The 23,003-nt window shown below is 58.6% G+C and carries 17 protein-coding genes; 6 read left to right on the top strand and 11 right to left on the bottom strand.

Annotated features, from left to right (window positions below; genetic code table 11):
• Positions 1-63 precede the first annotated feature (63 nt).
• Positions 64-3,288, top strand: a complete 3,225-nt coding sequence (gene putA / locus ACMHYW_RS04920; RefSeq protein ID WP_414501139.1) for a bifunctional proline dehydrogenase/L-glutamate gamma-semialdehyde dehydrogenase PutA — start codon at positions 64-66, stop codon at positions 3,286-3,288.
• A gap of 196 nt (positions 3,289-3,484) precedes the next feature.
• On the opposite strand, the gene ACMHYW_RS04915 is transcribed toward putA, so the two are convergent.
• Positions 3,485-4,120, bottom strand: coding sequence for a glycoside hydrolase family 25 protein (locus ACMHYW_RS04915; RefSeq protein WP_414501138.1), 636 nt, complete (start codon positions 4,118-4,120; stop codon positions 3,485-3,487).
• A gap of 216 nt (positions 4,121-4,336) precedes the next feature.
• Between ACMHYW_RS04915 and ACMHYW_RS04910 the strand changes: the two genes are divergently transcribed.
• On the top strand, positions 4,337-4,915 hold the full coding sequence (locus ACMHYW_RS04910; protein ID WP_414501137.1) for a sugar O-acetyltransferase: 579 nt from the start codon (positions 4,337-4,339) through the stop codon (positions 4,913-4,915).
• Between the two features lie 196 nt (positions 4,916-5,111).
• On the opposite strand, the gene ACMHYW_RS04905 is transcribed toward ACMHYW_RS04910, so the two are convergent.
• Both ACMHYW_RS04905 and ACMHYW_RS04900 read right to left on the bottom strand, forming a co-directional pair.
• Positions 5,112-5,981, bottom strand: coding sequence for an ATP-grasp domain-containing protein (locus ACMHYW_RS04905; protein ID WP_414501136.1), 870 nt, complete (start codon positions 5,979-5,981; stop codon positions 5,112-5,114).
• Between the two features lie 73 nt (positions 5,982-6,054).
• Positions 6,055-6,963 carry a LysR family transcriptional regulator gene (locus ACMHYW_RS04900; protein ID WP_414501135.1) on the bottom strand — a complete coding sequence of 303 codons (909 nt, stop codon included), beginning with the start codon at positions 6,961-6,963 and terminating at the stop codon, positions 6,055-6,057.
• Between the two features lie 161 nt (positions 6,964-7,124).
• Here ACMHYW_RS04900 and ACMHYW_RS04895 point away from each other — a divergent pair, with 161 nt between their 5' ends.
• From ACMHYW_RS04895 to ACMHYW_RS04880, 4 genes are all read left to right on the top strand, one after another.
• Complete coding sequence (locus ACMHYW_RS04895; protein WP_414501134.1) at positions 7,125-8,114, top strand: TDT family transporter; 990 nt, start codon at positions 7,125-7,127, stop codon at positions 8,112-8,114.
• A 326-nt stretch (positions 8,115-8,440) separates the two neighbouring features.
• Positions 8,441-8,710, top strand: coding sequence for a DksA/TraR family C4-type zinc finger protein (locus tag ACMHYW_RS04890; protein WP_414501133.1), 270 nt, complete (start codon positions 8,441-8,443; stop codon positions 8,708-8,710).
• 1,078 nt (positions 8,711-9,788) lie between these two features.
• Complete coding sequence (gene dusA, locus ACMHYW_RS04885) at positions 9,789-10,844, top strand: tRNA dihydrouridine(20/20a) synthase DusA (protein WP_414501132.1); 1,056 nt, start codon at positions 9,789-9,791, stop codon at positions 10,842-10,844.
• Between the two features lie 50 nt (positions 10,845-10,894).
• On the top strand, positions 10,895-11,395 hold the full coding sequence (locus ACMHYW_RS04880) for a hypothetical protein (RefSeq protein ID WP_414501131.1): 501 nt from the start codon (positions 10,895-10,897) through the stop codon (positions 11,393-11,395).
• 200 nt (positions 11,396-11,595) lie between these two features.
• Here ACMHYW_RS04880 and ACMHYW_RS04875 read toward each other — a convergent pair whose 3' ends face one another.
• The 8 genes from ACMHYW_RS04875 to recB form a co-directional block, all read right to left on the bottom strand.
• Entirely contained in the window at positions 11,596-12,255 is a 660-nt protein-coding gene (locus ACMHYW_RS04875) for a LutC/YkgG family protein (protein WP_414501130.1), read from the bottom strand.
• Positions 12,252-13,652, bottom strand: a complete 1,401-nt coding sequence (locus ACMHYW_RS04870; protein WP_414501129.1) for a lactate utilization protein B — start codon at positions 13,650-13,652, stop codon at positions 12,252-12,254. Before ACMHYW_RS04870 ends, ACMHYW_RS04875 begins: the two co-directional genes overlap by 4 nt.
• Complete coding sequence (locus ACMHYW_RS04865) at positions 13,639-14,406, bottom strand: (Fe-S)-binding protein (protein ID WP_414501128.1); 768 nt, start codon at positions 14,404-14,406, stop codon at positions 13,639-13,641. The genes ACMHYW_RS04870 and ACMHYW_RS04865 overlap by 14 nt, the downstream gene beginning before the upstream one ends.
• Before the next feature lie 950 nt (positions 14,407-15,356).
• The gene (locus ACMHYW_RS04860) at positions 15,357-15,857 is read right to left on the bottom strand and encodes a hypothetical protein (protein ID WP_414501127.1); all 501 of its coding nucleotides are present in this window, start codon (positions 15,855-15,857) and stop codon (positions 15,357-15,359) included.
• 10 nt (positions 15,858-15,867) lie between these two features.
• On the bottom strand, positions 15,868-16,506 hold the full coding sequence (locus ACMHYW_RS04855; protein ID WP_414501126.1) for a hypothetical protein: 639 nt from the start codon (positions 16,504-16,506) through the stop codon (positions 15,868-15,870).
• 292 nt (positions 16,507-16,798) lie between these two features.
• The gene (locus tag ACMHYW_RS04850) at positions 16,799-16,996 is read right to left on the bottom strand and encodes a DUF378 domain-containing protein (protein ID WP_414501125.1); all 198 of its coding nucleotides are present in this window, start codon (positions 16,994-16,996) and stop codon (positions 16,799-16,801) included.
• A 198-nt stretch (positions 16,997-17,194) separates the two neighbouring features.
• A complete protein-coding gene (gene recD / locus ACMHYW_RS04845; protein WP_414501124.1) occupies positions 17,195-19,240 on the bottom strand; it encodes an exodeoxyribonuclease V subunit alpha in 2,046 nt (681 codons plus the stop codon).
• The gene (recB, locus tag ACMHYW_RS04840) at positions 19,233-22,991 is read right to left on the bottom strand and encodes an exodeoxyribonuclease V subunit beta (protein ID WP_414501123.1); all 3,759 of its coding nucleotides are present in this window, start codon (positions 22,989-22,991) and stop codon (positions 19,233-19,235) included. Before recB ends, recD begins: the two co-directional genes overlap by 8 nt.
• Positions 22,992-23,003: the final 12 nt, after the last annotated feature.

Genomic DNA, 23,003 nt, shown 5'->3' with positions numbered 1-23,003 from the left:
TCAGGCTGTGCCTATGCTGAGTTCAGAGCCGCCGGTTCACGAGACGCTTCACGGAGAATGACGATGACTACTTCTGCTCTGCCCCCTGCGGACCCTGTCCCACTGCGTTCGCCGCTGGATGCGGCCCAGTGGCAGGAACCGCTCGATACATTGATGACGCGTCTGAGTCAGGACTATCTGACCGATGAAGCGAAGCTGATTCAGCGCTTCATCGCCATGCTGGCGCTGGATAAGACTCGTCGTGACCGCGTCGATGCTGAAACAGTGACGCTGGTAAGGCAGGTGCGCGAACGCGCAGGGCGCGGGCGCATGGTGGATACGCTGCTTCAGCAGTATTCGCTCAGCACGCATGAGGGACTGCAACTGATGTGCCTTGCCGAAGCGCTGCTGCGCGTGCCTGATCGCTATACCATCGACGCGCTGATAAAGGACAAGCTGAGCGTGGCCGACTGGCGCGCGCATCTAGGCCAGAGCCCTGCATGGTGGGTCAATGCATCGACCTGGAGCTTGCTGCTGACGGGGCGAGTACTGACGATGGATGACCCGACTAATGGGCATCCCGCCAATGCGCTGAAGACTTTGGTCAACCGGCTGGGCGAGCCGATTATCCGCAGGGCGATGATGGCCACCATGAAGCTGATGGGGCATCAGTTCGTGCTCGGTCAGACCATGAAAGAGGCGCTGAGCCGTTCACGCCAACAGTTCAGACAGGGCAACACCTATTCCTATGACATGCTGGGCGAAGCCGCCCTGACCCAGGCCGATGCCGATCGCTATGCTCAGGCCTATGCCGATGCCATTCAGGCCGTGGGAACGACCGATATTCCTCCCGATACCCCTATGCCATCGGTGTCGATCAAGCTTTCGGCCCTACACCCACGCTACAGCGCAGGACAGCAGCAGCGTGTCATGAGCGAGCTGGTGCCGACGGTCATTGGCCTTGTGCGATTGGGGCGCGCCCAGAACGTCGCGATCACCATCGACGCTGAAGAGGCGGCACGACTGGAGCTGTCGCTGGCCGTGTTCGAAGCCGTGTATGCCTCACCTGAGGCGCGCGGCTGGGGCAGTCTGGGACTGGTGGTGCAGGCGTACTCACGCCGGGCACTGCCTACCCTGTACTGGCTGACACGCCTGAGCGATCAGCAGGGGGACCTTATTCCTGTGCGACTGGTGAAAGGGGCCTATTGGGACGCCGAGATCAAACTGGCACAGCAGCTGGGGCTGGAGGACTACCCCGTATTCACGCTGAAGAGCAATACAGACGTGTCCTACCTTGCCTGCGCCCGCTATCTGCTGTCGGACAATACCGAAGGACGGCTGTTTCCCCAGTTCGCGACCCATAACGCGCATACCCTGATCAGTCTGTTGGACATGGCCGACGGTCGCGCCTTCGAGTGCCAGCGCCTGCACGGCATGGGGGAAGCATTGTATGAAACGCTACTGGAGTCTGCGCCGAAGGGTCTGTACTGCCGCATCTACGCGCCCGTAGGTGCTCACCGTGATCTGCTACCTTACTTAGTGCGTCGACTATTGGAGAACGGGGCCAACTCGTCGTTCGTACATCAGCTGCTCGATGAGCGCGTAGCGCCCGAACGACTGTCCCGACACCCCATTAGTCTGCTCGACGAGCGTGACACGCTGGTGAGTCACAGGATCGTGCCACCACGTGCCATTTTTGGTCCTTCTCGCTCTACTGCTAAAGGATTCGATATGAATATCCACGCACAGTACTCTTCGTTTGCCGAAGCACTGGCACCGTTCCTCGATGAAAAGAAACAGTGGCAGGCAGGCCCGCTGGTAGCGCACGACCCGCTGCTGCCCAGCGAAGCCTCTTCGGCCTCTACTCATCAGGTTACCAGCCCTTATGACCATCGGAAGGTCGTGGGCAAGGTGCTGTGGACCGATACGGCCACCGCCACGGCGGCTGTTGACACAGCTGAGCAGGCCTTCAAAGCGTGGTACATGCGCCCTGTTGAAGAGCGCGCCGCGTTGCTGGATCGCTGCGGTGAAACGCTGGAAACCCATATGCCGGAGCTGGCAGCGCTGTGTATTCGTGAAGCAGGCAAACAGCTGAACGATGCCATCGCCGATGTCCGTGAGGCCATCGACTTCTGCCACTACTACGCCGATCAGGCGCGACAGCAGTTCGGCAAACCGATCGAGCTGCCAGGCACCACGGGTGAAACCAACACGCTGGCTGCCGAAGGGCGTGGCATCTTCGTTGCCATCAGTCCGTGGAACTTCCCGGTCGCCATCTTCACCGGACAGGTCATGGCCGCGCTCGTGGCGGGCAATACGGTGCTGGCTAAACCAGCCGAGCAGACATCGCTGTGTGCCTATCGCATCGCTCAGCTGATGCATGAGGTCGGGGTGCCTCTGGAAGTACTCCAACTGCTGCCCGGCGACGGCGCAGAACTGGGCAAACATCTGCTCAGCGATCCACGTATCAGCGGCGTCGTGTTCACCGGTTCCAACCCGGCCTCCGTGGCGATCAACCGTACGCTGGCTGCGCGCGATGATGCACCGCTGCCGGTGCTGATTGCCGAAACGGGCGGCCTCAACGCGATGCTGGTCGATGCGACGGCACTGCCGGAACAGGTGATTCGTGACGTGGTCGAGTCCGCATTCCAGAGCGCCGGTCAGCGCTGCTCGGCCCTGCGCATGCTATACGTGCAGGAAGATATTGCTGATGGTGTGATTGAAGCACTCAAGGGAGCGATGGATGAGCTAAAAATCGGTGATCCGGCACAGCGTTCTACCGATGTAGGGCCGGTTATTGATGAAGAAGCGCGCGAAGGACTGCAGGAGTACATCGACAAGTGTCGCGCGGAAGGCTGCATCCTGCATGAAACTCAGGTGCCTGACGAATGGGCGGCTAACGGCAGCTTCGTGGCACCGACAGCGATCCGCCTGTCTGGCATCGAAGCGCTGGATGGCGAACACTTCGGCCCGATCCTGCATGTTGCCACCTACAAGGCAGCCGATGCCGACAAAGTGATCGATGCCATCAATGCTCGCCGCTATGGCCTGACCTTCGGCCTGCACAGCCGCAACCAGCAGTTCGCTGACCATGTGATGCAGCGCGTGCGCGTGGGCAACGTCTACATCAACCGCAACATCATCGGTGCCGTGGTGGGTAGCCAACCGTTCGGTGGCCAAGGACTGTCCGGTACTGGTCCTAAAGCGGGTGGCCCGCACTACCTGCAGCGCTTTGTGACCGAGAAGACACGAACCATCAACACCACCGCACAGGGCGGTAATGCCTCGCTGATGGCAATGGGCGACTGATCGCCCTCTTCCGGCTCGCTTTTCGCGCGTGCCAAAAGCAGCACGGGCGTCCTCACCAGAGGCGCCCGTGCCGTATGTCGCGCACAGCATTCACAGTGAATTCACTTATCCTTCCCGATAAGCGCGTCCAATACGCTGCTCGTCAGCCACTGTGGCTGCGCTTTGCGTTATTCCTCCTATTCCCGCGTTCAGCGGCTCAGCAAGACGGCATCCACAGACGTGAATGGTCGAGATCAACATCACCGTCGATGCCCGCCACACGCCCTTTGCTGCTGTACTGCCACACGCTCCAGTCCTTGCCTGCCTGCTGCCAAGTGTCCGGTATCGTCGGGGTTTCGACGTTCCAGTTGGCAATCCACAGTCCATAGCGGCTGAAATCGTGACGCTGGGCATCAAGGTGATTGCGCCAGGTATTGTTATCGCAGTAGATCAGCGGCAACGTTCCGCCCAGCACACCGTCCTGCTCCAGTTTCTGCAGCAGTTCGAAGGCGTTGTCGGCCATCTGCTCGTTGGTGGCATCAGTGTTGCGCGCAGTTTCGATATCAATGGCCAGTACGTGCACGGCCGGATCAAAGCCCGCTGCACGCAGCGTATTGACGATATTGGTTTTCTGCTCTTCAGGCGTGCTCGATGTCGCACGGAAGTAGTGGTAAACGCCAACCTTCAGCCCTGCTGCGTTGGCCTTCTGCCAGTTTTCAGTGAAGCGAGGGTCAACAAACGTGCCGCCTTCGGTCGCCTTGATGAAGACAAATTGCATGCCTGCATCACGCACAGCGTTGAAGTCGATGTCACCCTGCCAGCGTGATACGTCGATACCGTTCAGATAGTCCATGGTCTATTGTGCTCTCTAGGTCATGAATAAAGTGCCGTGGGGAACAGCAATCGGGACGTACTTGCCAACTGCTGCCTATGACGGCCTGAGTCATGACGCAGCATGCCTGCGCCTATAAGACCTGCGCTATAGGACAGCGTTGTAAGGGAACCTCTGCGGCCTTCAAGGCTCATAGGGAGACGAGGCGTCTTTTAACGGACACCGGAGGACGGAATTATGCGTGAGTTGGAAAAGGCCAGTGCGGGCCTGCTGTACGATGCGCTTCACGATCCTGAACTGCGTGCGCTGCGCGATCAGGCCGCGGATCAACTGTACGACTACAACCACAGCCGCCAGACGGATCGGATCAGGCGCCAGACGCTGCTGGCCGCTCTGCTGGGTAGCTTGGGCGCAGAGGTTACGATTACCACGCCATTTCATTGCGAATACGGCTTCAACCTGCATCTTGGCGACAACGTGCATATCGACACCAACCTGACCGTCTTCGATGGGGCAAGGATTGATATCGGCAACAACGTGTTCATCGCTCCCAATGTTGGCCTGTACGCTTCCGATCATCCGATGGATGCCGAGCGCCGCAATCAGGGCATGAAACACGCCAGTCCTATCACGATTGGCGACAATGTCTGGATCGGTGCCAGCACCACCATCCTGCCGGGCATTACCATTGGAGAGGGCTGCGTGATCGGCAGCGGCAGCGTAGTCACCCACGACATTCCTGCAGGCATGGTGGCTTTCGGAAATCCCTGCCGTGTGGTCCGTCCTGTCTCAGAGCAGGACACGCCCGGATCGTAGCGATCTAACCCCCTTCTTGACTCTTCGATATCATTGCGCCCAACACGAAAAAGGCGGCCCCACAGCGGGCCGCCTTTTTACATTTCCCTTCACCTATTCGCCATCATGTATACCATGCGCAACTACCGCAGAATACCTGCGATTCACTCCGCCAAACCCTGCCCTACAAGAACGCCGTGTTCAGGCCTGCGAGCGTTCATGCGTTCACCACATAGCGTGCCAGTGCCTCAGCGCTATCCGGGAACCTGTCGAGGAACAACTGCGGTTCAATCAGTTCGAGCTCCATCAGTGCCCGGTGCCCTTCGTTATCATCAACGATGTCTACGCGTGCATAAGCAGGTGTTTCAGGCAGTGCCGCCATCACTGCCTTAACCAGCGCGTGGTCTTCTTCATCCGGCAAGTACTCGACGACACGACCACCATAAGCCCCCTGTACACGGAAATCACCGTCGGCAGGCACCTTGCGCACCGCATGCAGCAGCTCACCACCAATGGCGACAAGCGACACTTCACCGTCGGCAATATGGCGCTGGAATGGCTGAATCATCACGTCATGCTGGCGATACAGCCTGACCAGCTCAGCGCTGTCCAGTAGCTGGCGACCCGTATCGAAGCGCAGCGTGTCATGCGCACTGGCCGATACGGTGGGCTTGACGACCACCGGCTGCGACAACCATTCATCAGGGAGCATCAGTTCAGCGAGGGTATCGGTGTGCAGCAGATAGCGCGTCGGCACGACAGGAATGCCCGCCACATCAAGGTCGTTCAGGTAGCGCTTGTCTAGGTTCCATGTGAGCAGCGCCGCAGCGTTGAAGCACTGGCAACCCTGCGACACACGGCGTTCGATAAATGCTCGAAACGCATTGACGTGCAGGTGATAGTTCCATGTCGTGCGCACTACCAGTGCGTCGATACCACACCATTCCTGCTCGGGGCCATCCCAAGCGATGCAGCGCACCGTGGCCCCCTGCCGCTCAAGCGCGTCCTTGAGACGCTGGTTTTCCTTGCGCCCGCCAGCGTCCTGCCCCTGTAATACGGCAAGGGTCGTCACAACGGCAACGTTCATCGGCCTTTCCTCTTTCATTCATGGGCATGTTTCATTCATAGGCATGGCGATTTGGCCAGCACGGTGAGCGTGATCAAGCATCGGCAGCCGGCGCGGCATGAGCCGTGACAAACGTCATCCACTGACGGGCCGCTGCTGACAGGTATTTGCTGCGATGATGACAGAGCGAAAGCTGACGCGACAGGGTATCAGGCAGGGGGACGGTGCGGATGGCTTCACGAAAACCGCTGCGCTGTATCAGCAGCGTCGAGCCGAATGTCAGCCCCAGCCCTTCCGCCACGCTGGCCATGATGGCATCGAATGATGCCATTTCCAGCACGATCCGCGGCGAGTCATCAAGGTGCGGCCTGATGTGCCTTTCATACTGATCGCGGGTGCCCGATCCCGGCTCGCGCAGCACCCACGGTCGGTGCTCAAGCGCCTGCCACGGCACACCGTCTTCGCCATCACGCACGCTCAGCACCTCATGATCGGCTGCACACAGTACCGCCAACGTATCACGCTGCCACGGCGTCATCATTAGATCAGAGTGGGTGATCGTACCTTCCACCATCGCAAGATCGCATTCGAACCGCAGCAGCCGTTCCTGCAGCGTCTGCGTATTGTCGACCACGACGCGTGGCATCCAACCGTACTGGGCCTGAAAGCGAGCCAGCAAGGGCGGCAACAGATAACCCGCTATCGTGCGGCTTGCACCCAATACCAGCGAAGGCTGCTCGCCGTCACCGGCCAGTGTGGTCCCGATATCATCAACACGTGCATGAATCTCGTCGGCCAGTGGCACCAACCGTTGCCCTTGCGCATTGATGGACAGTCGACCATGGTGGCGATCGAACAACGCACACCCCAGTTGGCGCTCCAGCTCGGACAGCGTCTGCGACACCGCGCTCTTGGTCATGCACAGATGCTCGGCCGCCTGCGTCAGCGACGACGCCTGAGCAATGGCCAAAAAGACGTCCAGCTGACGCAGCAATAGGCGCATCGGCTTCCTCCATTGCAGATTTTCTACAGCATACCGCTAAACCCATCGACCACAAGCGTTAAGAACAGCTGAACACCACTTTCGATATAAGCAAATATTCAGAGTGAATAAGCCTGCCTATACTGGGCCTTCTCTGATAAATACTCGTTGGGAACAGCACGATGACCACTGCACGCCTACGGCCCGTTTCACCGTGGCTCAACGCCCTGAGCCACTGCCCTGTGCCCTTGGCAGGGCTGGCGCTCGCTATTGCAAGCCTAGGCAATGCACTCGACAGCGTCTTACCCCTGCACGGATACGCCCGCGTGCTGCTAAGCAGCATAGCGCTATGCTGTCTGCTGCTGCTGACGGCCAGCGCTCTACTGGCCCCCCGTCGCATCCATCAGGTACTGATGCATCCCGTGGCGGGCGGTATTGTACCGACGTTTTGCATGGGCTGGATGGTGGTCACCCGCGCTCTGCATGATACGGCGCCCGCCCTAATGGGCCTGCTTTGGAGCATGGCCGTCGTTCTTCACCTCTGCGCTTTGATACGCTTCGCCTACTGCCGCTGGCACGCACGCTGCTGGCAGCATATGGCCCCCAGCTGGTTCATTCCCCCTGTCGGTATTATCGTGGCAGCGCTGAGCTGCCCGTCAGTCTCATACCACACGCTCTGTCTGTGGCTGCTAGGGCTGGGTATGGTCAATCTGGCGATTCTGATGCCATTGATGCTGTACCGCCTGCTGATGCATCCACCGCTGGATATTGCCGCTCAACCTACGCTTGCCATTCTCGCCGCACCGGTTAGCTTGGCACTGGCAGGCTATCTCACCAGTGTTGCCGCCCCATCATTATGGCTGTGTGGTCTGCTAGGCAGCATCGCGGTACTGATGACCGTGCTGGTTTATCTGCTGCTGTTCGCACTGCTCAGGCGGCCATTCACCCCCGGTTTTGCCGCATTTACTTTCCCAACCGTCATCAGCGCGATTGCGCTTCAAAAACTGGCGCAGCTGCCCGCGCTGAGCCAACTGTTTCCGGCCCTCTCAAGCCGTATCGGAGTGGTAGCCGACATCGAACTGGCCGTTGCTTGTGCGATTGTCGGTTATGTCAGCGTGGGCTTTATAAGACTGGCCTGCCAGACCCTCAGTACCCTGCATGCAGACCGCTAGCCAGCAGCAAAGAGCGAACCGCACTCCCGATGCTATCTGCACAATGAGGTGCCATTCAAAACAAGGTGTATTGCGCCGAGCCTCGTAGCGCAGTACGCCCCCTGATGATCATATTATTAACCGCTTTATGGAGTGATAAAAACGCGCTCTTCTATTGTGAAGGCTATAGCCGCTTAGCCATCAGTGGGTTGGCACAACATATAGACCGCCTATCACTTCAATAGCATTATTTGACGCGATCATGCCGGCATCCAACTTGAAAATCGCCATTAATGTCCCAATATAGGTAGACAGTAACAGTGATTTATCGATCAGGAGGCACATCTATGGCATCAGGTTTTGGTCCAGCAGATGGCGTTCAGGATACGATTGCTGCAACGCTTGATAATGCGGTCGATCACGCTCGATCACAGCTGGAACGCTCACAGTCGCGCCCCAGCCGCACTCACTGTCTAGAATGCGGTGAGCCTATCCCGGAAGCGCGCCGAAAAGCGTCTCCCGGCTGCCAATACTGCATTGAGTGCCAGTCCAGTCACGACAAGCGCTTTCACGACAGCTATAACCGTCGTGGCAGCAAGGACTCTCAGTTACGTTGATATCGACGGCCTGCATTATTGCAGGCCGTTTTGCTTTTTATTAAGTGGCCGTTTCATAGCCTGAGTGATTGCTTTCATCTTTTCTAAAATAGACGACTCTTACCGCAATTTTGTGGTTTGAAGCCTCTTCAATGACATGGGGATTGGGGTTATGACGCGCGCTCTAAAAAGCAACTGCTGCAGCCGCGTGGCGTTTTTGATTCACCGTCATGGGCCTGCGATTATCGCCCGCTCGAATGCGGCTCATCATGCCGAGCATGACAGGGCAATTAGAGCATTTTGGTCTGGTGCAGCGGCATGCATGCCCCCCGATATCGATGCGCGCCTTACGCACGGCCTCATTTCTGCCGCTGTAGCGAGACAGCAATAACCCAAACCCAACTGCAATACATTCGCCCAGTAATAACAGGGCAATAAACCAGATCACCAGCAAGCGCGTGCTACTGCGACCACAGGCAACAGTAACTTTCTTTACGAAACGGGATTTTCCAATAAAAGGAGGATGCACCGATAATATGGGGCCACTAAACGATTTATGCGCTCGCTTAATATTGATTCCATTCTCTAGCGGTCCACTCTGATACTCCGTCTTTTACGAGCATTCATAAATAGAGCGCCATGCGGGACAACGCGTAAACTGCCTTTTCGATGCACGCGATGGCCCTGAAGCCCAACCTCCTGCACACCAACAAGGCAGTTATGATCAGCCCTGAGTTCGTAATGCCCGCATCACTTGAACGCTTCAGGGCCCATGCTTCTAGCCGGATACCGCGACGCTCACAGTAGGTCGACCAGCGAACCTTTATTACTCAGATTCATGACTCTGCTATTAATCGTTTATTAAGAACGAAGTGGCACCGTCGCATACCGCACCGTGTATTCTGCGTCGACCGATATAGGCATTTTGTCGTGATAACAAGCATGGCCCATAAAGAGGTGCATGTAATGGACATCTTATGAACCGCTTTTCACTCGTTTAGTATCGCACTATTTATCCATATCAATAAATAGCAGCCTATGCCTTGGCATACGAGATATGCGACAATCCCGCTTCTGACCTCTACTGATATACCACTCTATGGCCACTGATACTCGATACGACGCGCTTTCAGGCGCTGCGGCACCTGCTGCCGATACCGCTCGACGCTTTTCCGTTGCGCCGATGCTGGACTGGACAACACGTGACTACCGCGCTTTCGCTCGCTGTCTGACACGCCATGCGCTGCTCTATTCAGAGATGGTCACGACGGGAGCCATCCTGCACGGCACGCCACGCGGCCGTTTCCTCGATTATAGCGACGCCGAGCACCCGATTGCGCTGCAGCTTGGGGGAAGCGACCCCGTCGAACTGGCAGAGTGTGCGGCGATCGGCCAGCAATGGGGCTACGACGAAATCAACCTGAATGTGGGCTGCCCCAGCGACCGCGTGCAGAACAACATGATCGGTGCCTGCCTGATGGCACACCCCGACAAGGTCGCACGTGCCGTAGAGGCCATGCAGCGTGCCGTTGATGTACCGGTGACGGTGAAGTGCCGCATCGGGATCGACGATCAGGACAGTGAAGCCCACCTGACCCAGTTCATCGACACCGTGGCGGGTGCAGGCTGCCGAACCTTCATCGTTCATGCCCGCAAAGCGTGGCTGCAAGGGCTGTCGCCGAAAGAAAACCGTGATATTCCACCGCTCGACTACGACCGCGTGCACCGCCTCAAGGCCGCTCATCCCAACCTTCACATTGGCATCAATGGGGGCATCACCTCACTGGAGGCCTGTCAGCAGCAGCTTCAACACGTCGATAGCGTGATGATCGGTCGTGAGGCCTATCACTCCCCATATCTGCTGGCCGACGTTGACCGGCTCATCTTCGGCGCAACGGCTCCCGTACCGTCACGCCTTGACGTCATGCAAGCCTACCGCCCGTATGTCGAGCAGCGTCTGGCCGAAGGCGTGCGCCTGCACACCTTGTGCAAACCTATGCTGGGCCTGTTCCACGGTCAACGCAGCGGCCGTGCGTTTCGCCGCTTACTGTCTGAAAGGACCATCGTCAAAGGCGCAGGAATTGAAGTGTTCGACGAAGCACTGCAGATGATGCAGGCCGCCGCCATGCCTCGCCCCAGCGTCGACACTGAGTAAGCCTATCGTTCAGCCCTTATCGAACGTTCTTTGTTATACGGAATACCACTATGCAGAATCGCGTCGCACCTTTCTGGCCTTTTTCTTCACGTATCCGCTCATTAGCGGTGAAGGCCGTTGGCCTGAGCATTGGGCTACTGCTGACGGCCACGTCGCAGGCTGCCAGTTGGGACATCAGCGAAGACGTGTTTGATGCCGCTCAGGGGGGCGTTCAGGTCAAGGGGAGGATTTCGGCCGATGAAGATCCCGAGATACTGCTCGGTGGCTACGCGTGCCGAGGCTGCCAAAATGCCAATCCGTTCATCTTTCTGTATCTGCCTGAAGGCCATAGTGGTGATGCGCCCTACCCCATTACCGTCAACGGTCGCCAGATCATGGTGCAGGGCGAAAGCAGTGACAATCCTGAGATCGTGACCGACCAAATTCCCGTCGACACCAACGATGTCAACTGGTGGGCACAGCAGGTGGTGCGCGATGTGCCCCTGACCGTATCGCTCGATGGCCATGTCTGGCACTTTGCCAACCGCAATGGGCATCGCTTCGCCCGCTAACCCGCCGCAATGAACGCCTGCGGGATGCTGTTCGATCATAAAAAAGACCAGAGCCGCTATGACTCCGGTCTTTTTGAACCCGCAACGTTACGCTCGTCACATTCAGCCGCGCCTTCTCGCGGCCGCTCACTCATCCTTTTGACTGCACTTCAGTTGCTGCGCGTTCGTTAGCAACGGACGGTTGCATTCCACCGCAGCGACTAGGCCAGCGGGCACGCCAATACGTGCAGGCTGCGCACGCCCTGCGCACCGCGTATCAAAATGCCTTCGATATCAGCCGTGGCCGAGGGGCCGGACATTAGCACCGCATAGTGCACGGTACTGAAATCGTCACGCGCATAGGCGGCATGCAGATCGCTGACGATCGCCTGCGGATCAAGCAGTACCACCAAGTGCTGAGCAAGATAACCCAGCGTATTGGTGCCTAGTTCCTCTTCGCTCAGCCACACCGATCCGGTTTCTGCGATCCCGAAACGGGCACGCACGATCGCCACATCGACATCATCCAGTGCATACGGGGCTGCATCACGATCAAGCGCCTCGACACCCGCAATGCCTTCGACCGCGCTACAGAAGCGCTGCGCCTGCGGAAACAGTTGGCGCACATGAGCCCCTAGCGTTTCTGCATCGGGGCATGCATTGATGAAGGTGTCATCCCACTGCCCGCCCATCAACGCCAGCGCTTCTGCAAAGGCAGCAGGCGTCGCCGGAGGGCGATGGTCAAATGCTGGGATATCCGGTAGTGGACGTGCCTCCGGGCGATTGCGCCGGATGGCCGCCAGCATGCTGGTACGTGCATCGGTCGTTGCTATCGTGCCGCTTTCGCCATTGGCGGCGGCCAGTTCCTCTAGGCTGTTCATGATGCGTGCTCCCCGTGCGGATCGTTGTGCTGGCGGTGTTCGGCGTACCATTGGCGGAACGACTGCTTCGGCATTGGCGGCAGCTCACGTCCTTCACACCACGCATTCAGTGGAGAATTGACCAGCGCGGAAGGCAGATACGGTACGGTGGCGTGCATGGCATTGACCATACCGCGGTACAGCAATGGATGCGACAGGATGATGCCAGCCGTCTTCATGGCACTGCGCTTGATGAATGGCAGGTCGTGCTGTTCGGCAACCAGTTCGCGCCATTTATAGATCTGTTCATGAATGTTGATCCGCACCGGACAGACATTGGTGCAACTGCCGTTGAGGGTCGATGCAAATGGCAAGGTGCTGTAGCGCTTAAAGTCCATCGTGGGGTCGATAATTGCCCCGATCGGGCCAGAGTACACCCCGCCATAGCTGAGCCCGCCGCTGCGGCGGTATACCGGGCAAGTGTTCATGCAGGCGCTACAGCGTATGCACTTGAGCGAATACCAGAAATCCGCCATTGCCAATCGGGCACTGCGCCCGTTATCGACCAAGATGAAGTGCATTTCACCGCCACGCCGCGGCGCACGAAAGTGCGAGGTGTACTGCGTGATCGGTGAGCCGAGTGCACTGCGTGACAGCAGTCGGATAAAAACGCCCAAATCCTGCTGGCGCGGAATGATCTTTTCGATGCCGATCGACACGAGATGCAACGGCGGCAGATTGGCACTCAGGTCAGCATTGCCCTCGTTGGTGCAGACCGTCACCGCACCGGTTTCAGCGACGGCGAAGTTGCACCCCGTCATCCCAGCCTGCGCGGCGAGCATCAGCGGACGGGTTGCCTCGCGCTGCTTTTCAGCCAGATAGTGCGGATCATGATTGTCGGGATCGGTGCCCAGCGTGCGCGCAAACACCTTCGACACATCGCGTGCCAGCTTGTGCACGGCCGGCACCACCACGTGACTGGGCAGCTCGTTATCGAGCTGTTGAATCCGTTCGCCCAGATCGGTCTCGACCACCTCAATACCGCGCTCCGCCAGATAGGGGCGCATATCGCACTCTTCCGTCAGCATCGACTTGCTCTTCACCAGCGTCTTGACGCCATGTGCCGCCAATAACTGATGCACGATGCGATTGTGCGCTTCGGCATCTTCCGCCCAATGCACGTGTACCCCATTCGCCAGCGCATTGCGCTCGAACATTTCCAGGTAGTCATCAAGATGAGACAGCGCATGTTCCTTGATCTCGGATGCCAGCGTTCGCAGCATCTGCCATTCAGGGTGCGCTTTCATCTGCGCATCGCGCTTCTGACGCAATCCCCACAAATTGCGGTCAAGAAAGGCCTGATTATCGGTCAGCGCCAGAAAACGGCGCGCATTGTCGACATGATCAACCGCGTGCATGAGCCCGCTCCTGTTCCGATACGCCATTCAATACCTGCGCGATATGCAGAAATCCGATATCCAGCCCCATCCGCTTCGCACAGCCTTGCTGGTGCATCAGGCAGGACATATCTGCCGAGACAATGTATTCCGCACCAGCGGTGTGATGATCGGTGACCTTGTCCTGCCCCATCTTCACTGATACCGGAGCCTCCGTAACACTGAACGTGCCCCCGAACCCACAGCACTCATCGGGCCGCTGAGGCGTAACGAACTCAATGCCCGCGACCTTTTCCAGCAACGCTTTGGGCTTGGAAAAGAACGGCTCATCGATTTCGGTCATCGACGCCTCACGCAGACCACGCAGCGAACTGCAGCTGTTGTGCAACCCGATACGGTGCGGAAATGACGCCCACGGAAACGCTTCCACTTTCAGCACATCGTGTAGAAACTCCACCAGTTCAAACGTGTTCTGACGCACATGCTGAACCTCATCTGTCTGCTCAAGGTGGTCCAGATGATGACGAATATGATGAACGCAACTGGCGGACGGCCCAACGATCACGTCATATTCAGCAAAATTGCGCACGAACAACCGCTCCGTGGCCTCGGCATCCTTATGACAACCACTGTTGGCCATCGGCTGCCCACAGCAGGTCTGCTTCATGGGGTAGCTCACTGAGCACCCCAGCCGCTCAAGCAGCTCCAGCGTTGCCACGCCGACCTGTGGAAAGCAGGCATCAATAAAGCAAGGGATGAAAAGCGCAACGTCCATAAGCGGTACAAGCCTCCATACGGTAACAATAAGCCACCTTCAACGTCGTATTCCCATGCGCAAGCCGTGTTCACATTGAACAGATGACCCGCGCGTTAGAAGAAGTATGGTGCGCCTATCACAAGACCTCCAATATATGGAAAATCCATTATTAATATTATTAAGATATTGACCCAACCCCCCTACGAGCAACGCACAGATCCACGTGCAAACAACGCTTGGTAAGGGCGAAAACAGCGGAAGCACTCTCAACGCCAGCGCTGACTAGCGCTTCCGACCGAGTCATCCGCCAACATAAACTGCGCCATGATGGAGGTGTGGAGGTGTGGAGGTGTGGAGGTGTGAAGGTGTGAAGGTGTGAAGGTGTGAAGGTGTGAAGGTGTGAAGGTGTGAAGGTGTGAAGGTGTGAAGGTGTGAAGGTGTGAAGGTGTGAAGGTGTGAAGGTGTGAAGGTGTGAAACGGTGGACCTTCACCCCCATAGGGTCAACCGCTGCGCGGGCGTAGCATCATCAGTAAGCGTAAGTAAACCAAGGGCATGTACCCTACTCGTCAGCCTTATGCGGCTTAAGCACGCCGCTCATGCCTTAGCTACGCGTATGGCCTCAATCGCCCAGTGCCGGGATGCTCAGAGTGGATGCGCTCTGTCGCGACAGCGTCAGGGTAGTCAGTGTCTCCGATGAAATGGCATGGCGTTCACATAGAGCGATAATGCCGTCAAGCAGTTGATGGGCATCGTGGGCATCGAAGCAACCGTCGGCATAGTTATCATGTCATCGGCTCAGCTGGCGGTACTGCCCTGCTGGCGTCAACAATGAAAACATCGCGTTGTGCCCGTCGTCGTCGATAGGCACCCAGAGCGGTTCATTGGCGTACTCAATCTACACGTACAGATCCAGTACCCTACCGTTCTTTTAAAATAACGTCTTCCCATCCGTAAACAGGCAAGCACCCTATAAATGCGTATCAAACGCGTGCAGTGCATCATGTGAGCAACGCAAGGTCACGCGTTCGACAGCGTCAGGCACACCGTCGATCTCGACAACCATCAGTGACTGCCCAAGCTCAAGCCAACATACCGTCTGGCTGTCACCACTACGCACCAGCGTGCCGGTCAGCCAGCTGTACTGAGGGTCGGTTTCGAGTCGATCATCAGCCGTTCGTGCAGGCAAAGCGTCGATGCCCCACATACAGACATGCGTCATATCCAGTTCGATATCGGTCACATCGCCAACCGTGAAGGCCGTGTCACCACCGGCACGGCAGTGAAGCCGCTCCCATGCCGTCTCCAGTAACAACAGCACGCCCTGCCGATCATTGATGCACGCCAGTACCCGTACGTCCATGCTGTTCTGCCCCTGCCATACCGCTAGATGTTCTTTCTCTGCCTTGAATGCCGCACCGTGGAACACGCCTCGTACATGCCATGTGCGGCGGTTTTTACCTGCGCCCAACAGCCGTTGTTCAGACGTACGCCGCGATATTTCTGACGATCAGATACAGGGTGGTAAGACCGCAGGCGACGGCCAGTGCGCGCAGCAGGCCGCCAACGATAGCATTAGGAAACTTCAGGCGCGTTTCCAGATACAGTCCCAACTGGCTGGCGCCCCAGCTGCCGAGCGCAAACCATGCCAACGTTGCGGTCAGTGCGCCCGCGCCATACCACAAACGCCCCTGAATCGGCAGCAGCGTAGGCAAGGGGTAGGTCACCAGCAGTTGGTTCCAAACCAGCACCAGCCAAGCATTAACGAGGGTAACCGCGATTGTGATCGCGTCACGCGGCTGTGGTGCAGGAGGATAGAGCGTGGGCGACAAAGCCAACCGCTTGCCAAACAGCAATGTGCGCGCCTGCCATGTCCGCCCCCAGCGATACACACGAATCCCCAGCAGGCTGACAAGGATTGCCGTCAGCAGGTGCTCCGGGCGCACCAAACGCAGGCAGGCCATGCTAACCACCAGTGTCAGCGCCAGCGCCGCCAGCACAATGGTACGCATGATGGCGGTCTTCAACGCCGCCTGACGTACCACCAGCAGAACGGGCAACCAGCACAGCACGATCGCCAAGCGCGAGTATTCGAGGAAGCCTTCCATCAACATGCTCATGCCTTATCTCCGTGTTACGAGGTCGTTGACATGAAAGAAGGCACCCCTCGTTGGGGCGCCCCACCCTGACCGCTCAGGGCAGCTTCTTCTGCCGTTTACGATGAATAATTCGCTATGCTACCGGACATCTCTAGCCCCTCTCAATAACGCAGAGCGTTTTGCCTAAAAGTGCCGTTGTTGGCATCAGACATACATTAACCGCAGTAGAATCAATATGATAACGGTATAAGAATACTCATAAAAAAAGAGCACCCTAAGGGCGCTCTTGATGAACCGGATACTGGCCGCGCGGCTATGGCCAGCTTAGCCGCGGGATGAACGAAATGGCATACAGGGCGCTCAGGCCGATCATGACGTAGATGAAGCGAGCGGCAAACGTTCCTGGCCCGAACAGCGCGTCGATCAGGTTCAGGCGAATCAGTCCAATCAGAAGCCAGTTGATTCCACCCACGATCAGCAGTATCTGGGCAATAACCGCAGCACGTTTCATATAGACCCTCCCCTCGCGAGATAACCGCCGTACCTTTAGCTCCACCGTTTCAGCATAGCAAAACTGTTACAACGTGTTAGCTAACGTACTACCAAATGGGAAATTTATCCTTATTGGCAGGCTTGATTATCTTTACTTAAGCAGGTCCGTTCCTGACCGCAATGCCAGTGACGGTTTAAGGCATGCGACTAACCGGTTTTATGACGATAGTTGCATCCGGTAACAGCGCGTTAAGCGTGCACGCAGATGTGAGGCGCGCTGGACACGGTGGTGAGCGGTACGCTCCAGCACCACCGGATGGGTGGTGGCAATCGAACAGAAACGCTTAGCGCGCGTGATCCCGGTATACAGAAGCTCACGGGTCATAATCGGATTCGGCTGACCGGGCAGCACCAACAGTACGCGATCGAACTCAGAGCCCTGCGATTTGTGTACCGTCATCGCAAAGACCGTTTCGATATCGTTGAGACGGCCCGGCATGATGGCACGCACTGTTCCCTCTTCGGCAGCCGGGAAGAAAACGCGTAGCCGCCCTTCGCTCTGTGGGTCGGGCAGTGCGATACCAATGTCACCGTTATACAGCCCCAGCTGCGGGTCGTTGCGGGTTACCATCACAGGGCGGCCGATGTACCACTGTTTGCGGCCGTCGATATGACCGTCTTTCGTCAACCGTTGCGTGATCGCCTCATTCATTCCCTTCACGCCCGTTGGGCCACGACGCAATGCGCACAGCACCTGAAAACGATTGAACGCCTGCAGGACATCCCAAGGCGATGCACCGCTGCTCACCAGCGCCAGATAAGCGTGATACTCGTGCGCCGCTCGCTTGATGAGTGCCAAGGGCTGCTTCTCGTTCAGCACGTGGAATTCAATATCGTCGTATCCGGCCTGCCAGCAGGCACGCAGTGCTTTGTAGCTGCCGTCATTGACGGCCTTCGCCAGCGCGCTGATGCCGCTGTCCGCCTTGAAGCGATAGCTGTGGTGCAGCGTAACAACGTGATCGCGCAGCGGCGATGTCGAGGGATCATCCACGGAGGCACTGACGACTTCCTTCGTCATCAGCTGGCGCTGGCCGCTCAACGCCACCAGCTGGCGAGCGACGTCCGCACTGAACCCTTCGCTGCGCTCGCATAACTCACCCAGCACGGCTCCCGCCTCAACCGATGACAGTTGGTCACGGTCACCGATCAGAATGAGGCGTGCATCGCCCGGCAACGCCTGCAGCAGGGCATGCATCAGGTCGAGATCGACCATCGACGCCTCATCAACCACCAGCACGTCCAGCATCAGCGGATGCTCACGGTCGTGACGGAAATGGCGCGTATTGGGACGCGCGCCCAGCAGACGGTGCAGCGTACCCGCTTCGGAAGGAATACTGTCGATCACAGCGGCATCGCACGCCAGCGACGCAGCGGCGCCCGCAATCGAACTGGATAGTCGAGCGGCCGCCTTGCCCGTAGGGGCTACAAGCCGGATATGCAAAGGGCGCCCTTGAGTAGCCAACGCCTGCTGCTGCAACAGCGCCAGCAGGCGCGTCACCGTCGTCGTTTTGCCCGTGCCGGGGCCGCCTGAGATGATGGTCAGTCGCTGTTGCAGGGCCAATGCGCACGCCACTCGCTGGTCGTCGATACCGATATCCTGTGGCGGGCCGAACAGCGCGGTCAGCGCCTGTGTGGCATCAGGCATGGCCGCATTGTGCCGTGTCATGCGCTGAGCCAGATCACGGGCGACGCCGCCCTCGGCCTGCCACATCCGCCGCAGATAGAGGCGCGTGCCGTCAAGCACCAGCGGTGCAGCAGCGCTCAACCGCTCCGGTGCATCGGCATCCGGCACGGCTACGATCAGCGAGGCCTGCAGCCTTTCCAGCCACTGCGTCAACGAAGCGATACCAAACGACGGCAGCAACCGTGAAGGCATCACGGTGGTGTCCGTGTACTGCAATGCCCGCCCGTCCTGCGGCGGCAGCGATAGCACAGCGTCGGGATCAGACAGTGCCTGCGACAGGTCGAGACAGATATGTCCTCTTCCCAGCTGATGGCTAACCCAGGCCGCCGACAGCAGTGCCACGACATCCAGCTCACCGTGTTCACGCAGAAAATGCACAAAATGACGATCGAGCGTACGCAGCCAGCCCAATTCGACCCAGTTGGCCAGTTGCTGTGTCAGCACCTCCAGCGGATCGCTGCCCAGCAATGGCGAGGCCGGAACGGCAGGCAGATCGAACAGAGACATCTGGTCAGGCATGGGACACCTCTCGGGACGCCGAAACGCCGGTCAACAGGGCATCCAGACGCTCAATCAGCGCACGGTCTGGACGACGGTAGATCACCCCCTGACCATCGCTGGCTGTCTGGGAACCAATGCCGCGAATGAACAGGTACAGCACCCCGCCCATATCGCGGTCGTAGTCATAGTCGGGTAGCCGGATCGACAGCTGGCGATGCAGCGCAAGGGTATAGAGCGCGTACTGAAGGTCGTAGCGATGAGCGATCATGGCGCGGCTCATGCCGTCATGACGGTAGTCTTCGCCCTGATCGCCAAGATGGTTGGACTTCCAGTCCATGAGGTACCAGCGCCCTTCGTGCTCGAACACCATGTCAATATAGCCGCGCAGCATCCCGCGCAGTGTGCCTGCCGTCAGCTCGGGGTAGTCGGCCCCTGTCCACGGCTCCATACTGCGCAGCACCCGGTCCAGTGTGCCGATGGACACCTCTGCGGTGACGGGCAGCCAGAACTCCAGCTCGGCACGCCACTGGCGAATAGCCGCCAGCGTCAGCGTAGACAGCTGAGGGTGCAGCGGCGTCTCAACCAGCGTCATCAGCCATGCATACAGTGGATCACCCCAGCCCTCTTCATAGCCAGAGCGTGCCAGCGCGCGACCGATATCAACACGCAGCGTGTAGCTGTATTCCACACTTTTGAGCTGATCGAACTGCACGTTCTGCAGGATGCCGTGCAGGAACGTCCCTGCCTGCGGCCCCCGCGGGAAGTTGACGATCGGCCCTAGCGGCGGCGCAGGTCGCGGTGTTTCTTCATTCAGCACTTCGCGGTCTGAATCCGCCATGCCCGCCTGACCGTCAGGGTCAAGCGGCGCTTCGCCGTGCAGATCACGTACCAGCGCAGAATACGATGCAATCCACCAGCGGCGATCAATATCACCGGAGAAGGAGCGCGCCTCTAGCGCGGTGGAGGGTGGCGCCTCCTGCAACAGTGCGTTAGCAGGCAAAGGAGCTGGCAGTGGCAGCATCACGAAGGTGGGTGTTTCGCACAACGCCTGTAGGCGCTCCCGCACGGCGGTACCGTCCAGCAACTGCTCCATGTCCTTACCCGTCACCTGGCGCTCGGCACCGCGCAGCAGCAGGTTGCCCAACGCGCTCAACGCCAGCGTGGTTTCATTGCTGCTCGGCCGACTGCGTCCCTTGAACAGCGGTGCAACGCCAAGACGGCAGGCATGGCGCGCGCGGGTAAGCCCGACGTACAGCAAGCGGATATTCTCATCAAGGCGCGCTTGATCTGCCCGTTCCCACAGCGCACTGGTCGCCTCGTAGGCCACGCTTCTGCGCCCATCATCACCGGTTACGGTGCACGCCTGATGCTTGTTACCCGCTTCAGGGCGGTAATCACAGACGAAGGGCAGATAAACAATGGGGTATTCCAACCCTTTCGACTTGTGGATAGTGATGACTTTGACCAGCGCATCGTCACTTTCAAGACGCTGCACCAGCGACTCAGGGTCCATATCACTGTCGAAGCGCGCCGCCAGTGCGCGATGCAACCAGCGCAGTACGGCCAGTTCACCGTCCAATTGCTGGCTGGCGGTTTGGGTCAACTCGACCAGATGCATGAAATCGGTCAGGCTGCGCTCGCCATCGCTGCGCCGTAGCAGACGTGCACTGATATCGAAGTGCTGCATGATCCGCCGCACCATCGCCAGTACTCCCACCTGCTGCCAGTCACGGTGGAACGTATCAAACTGCTCGGTCAGCTGCTCCCAGCGCAGTTCATCGTCGATCAGGTGCGCCACTTCATCCAGGCTATCGCTCATCAGACGAGTGCCCATAACGCTACGGATGCAGCCATCGTCATGCGGGTGGGCCACCGCTTCCAGCAGCTGCAACAGCCAGAACGCTTCGCGGGTCTGGAATACCGAACGCTGCAGGCTCAGGTAGACGCTGCGAATGCCCACCTTGCGCAACGCTTCCTGCACCCGACGCGCTTCGCTCCCAGTACGCACCAACACGGCAATGTCGGCTGGACGCACGGGACGCAACACGCCATCTGACTGACGAAAGCCCGCACTACCAAGCTGACTGTCATGCAGAAGCTGCCAAATATCATGGCACGCGGCATCGCTCATCGTGCGGCTGTATTCACCGCTGCGCATGAAATCGTCGCTGTCAGGAAACCAGCACCCCAGTGCGGGCGCAGGTTCACCTTGCTGTTCCAGCACTTCGTCTAGCCCTTGCGCCTCAACTGACACGAACGGAATATCGGGGTGGCGGAAGGGTTCATCAGCAGCCGAGAACAGGCGATTAACCGCATCGACCATGACCTGTGACGAACGGAAGTTGCGCGCCAGCGTGTAGCGGGTAGTGATATCGCGACGAGCGCGCAGATAGGTGTTGATGTCCGCATTGCGGAACGCATAGATCGCCTGCTTGGGGTCGCCGATCAGCAGCAGTGCTGTTGCACCGGCAAACTCGGTATCGGCGTCCTGATAATGCTCACGCGCGGGGTACAGTCGATCGAAGATACGGTACTGCACCTCATCGGTATCTTGAAATTCGTCGATCAGCGCTACGGGCAGCTCGGTGCGAATGCGCTTAGCCAGCCGCCCACCCATCGGCCCCTGCAGCGCATCGTCCAGCGCATTCAGCAGGTCGTCAAAGTCCCAGACCCCATCGGCCTGCTTGCGCCTCATCAGCGCTGCGGCCAGTCCATCGCGAGCATGAGCCAGCATCAGTGCTTCCAGCGGATAGTCATCACTGCGGCAACGGGCATCGCTCCACGCATCCAGTGCATTGAAGAATGGATGCTGCGGCGGCGTGCCCCCCTTCTTGGTCGCCTGTGCGAGTCGCGCCGCACTGCACCACGCCTCACCGCTGGTCATTAGCAACGTGGCCGGCCATTCACCGCCGTTCTGGGCCCATTGCGCCAGCGCTTCCCCTTTGCTTTCCAGCTGTTCAAGCTTGAACTGGTTCTTTTTCAGCTGACCGCTTTCTATCCCCTCGCGCAGCAGTACTAGCACATCGTCCTGATAGGCAGCCCGTGCCGCGGCCAGCGCCTCGGCGGCCCGCTGCTGTGCATGAAGCGCGGGCAGCAACACCTCACGCAGCGACGCGGGTGCATCAATAGGCTGGTCTTGCCAAATCAACGGCTGAGGACGTCCGCTGGCCAGCAGCGGCCGCAGTCTATCGCCCAGTGCCTGCGGTCCTGCCCAGCACTGCTGTACCAGCGCCTGCGCATCGGCCGGCAGTGGATAGAACTCGCGCCGCCAGTAGTCTTCCAGCTCCTGATCGAACAGTGCCTGAGGATCAGCCAGCAGCTCCGCTTGAAACGGTGTCCCACTGTCGAACGCATGCCGTTTCAGCATGCGCTGGCAGAACCCGTGAATGGTGAAGATGGAAGCATCGTCCATCATGCGCATAGCCTGATCAAGCCGCAGCGCATTGCGGGTCTGCTGCCCTTCCGGCAACGAATCGAGGATCGTTTTCAGCACGGGATCAGGCGTACTGTGGCCCAGCAACGCATCGCGTGCATCACGCAGCCGCTGGCGAATACGGTTCTTCAATTCATCCGTCGCCGCTTCGGTAAAGGTCACCACCAGTATGTCCGGCGGCATCAACGGCTTGACGAAGGCAGCTTCGCCGCCGTGCCCCAGCACCAGCCGCACGTAAAGGGCCGCCAGAGTGAAGGTCTTGCCGGTACCGGCACTGGCTTCGATCAAACAGCGGCCACGCAAGGACAGCGTCGGGATATCAAGCGGTTGCGTCATGTGCGCCTCGGC

Source organism: Zymobacter sp. IVIA_12111.31 C1 (assembly GCF_047495495.1).
GTDB lineage: Bacteria > Pseudomonadota > Gammaproteobacteria > Pseudomonadales > Halomonadaceae > Zymobacter.
This window is presented reverse-complemented; position numbering and strand designations above follow the sequence as displayed.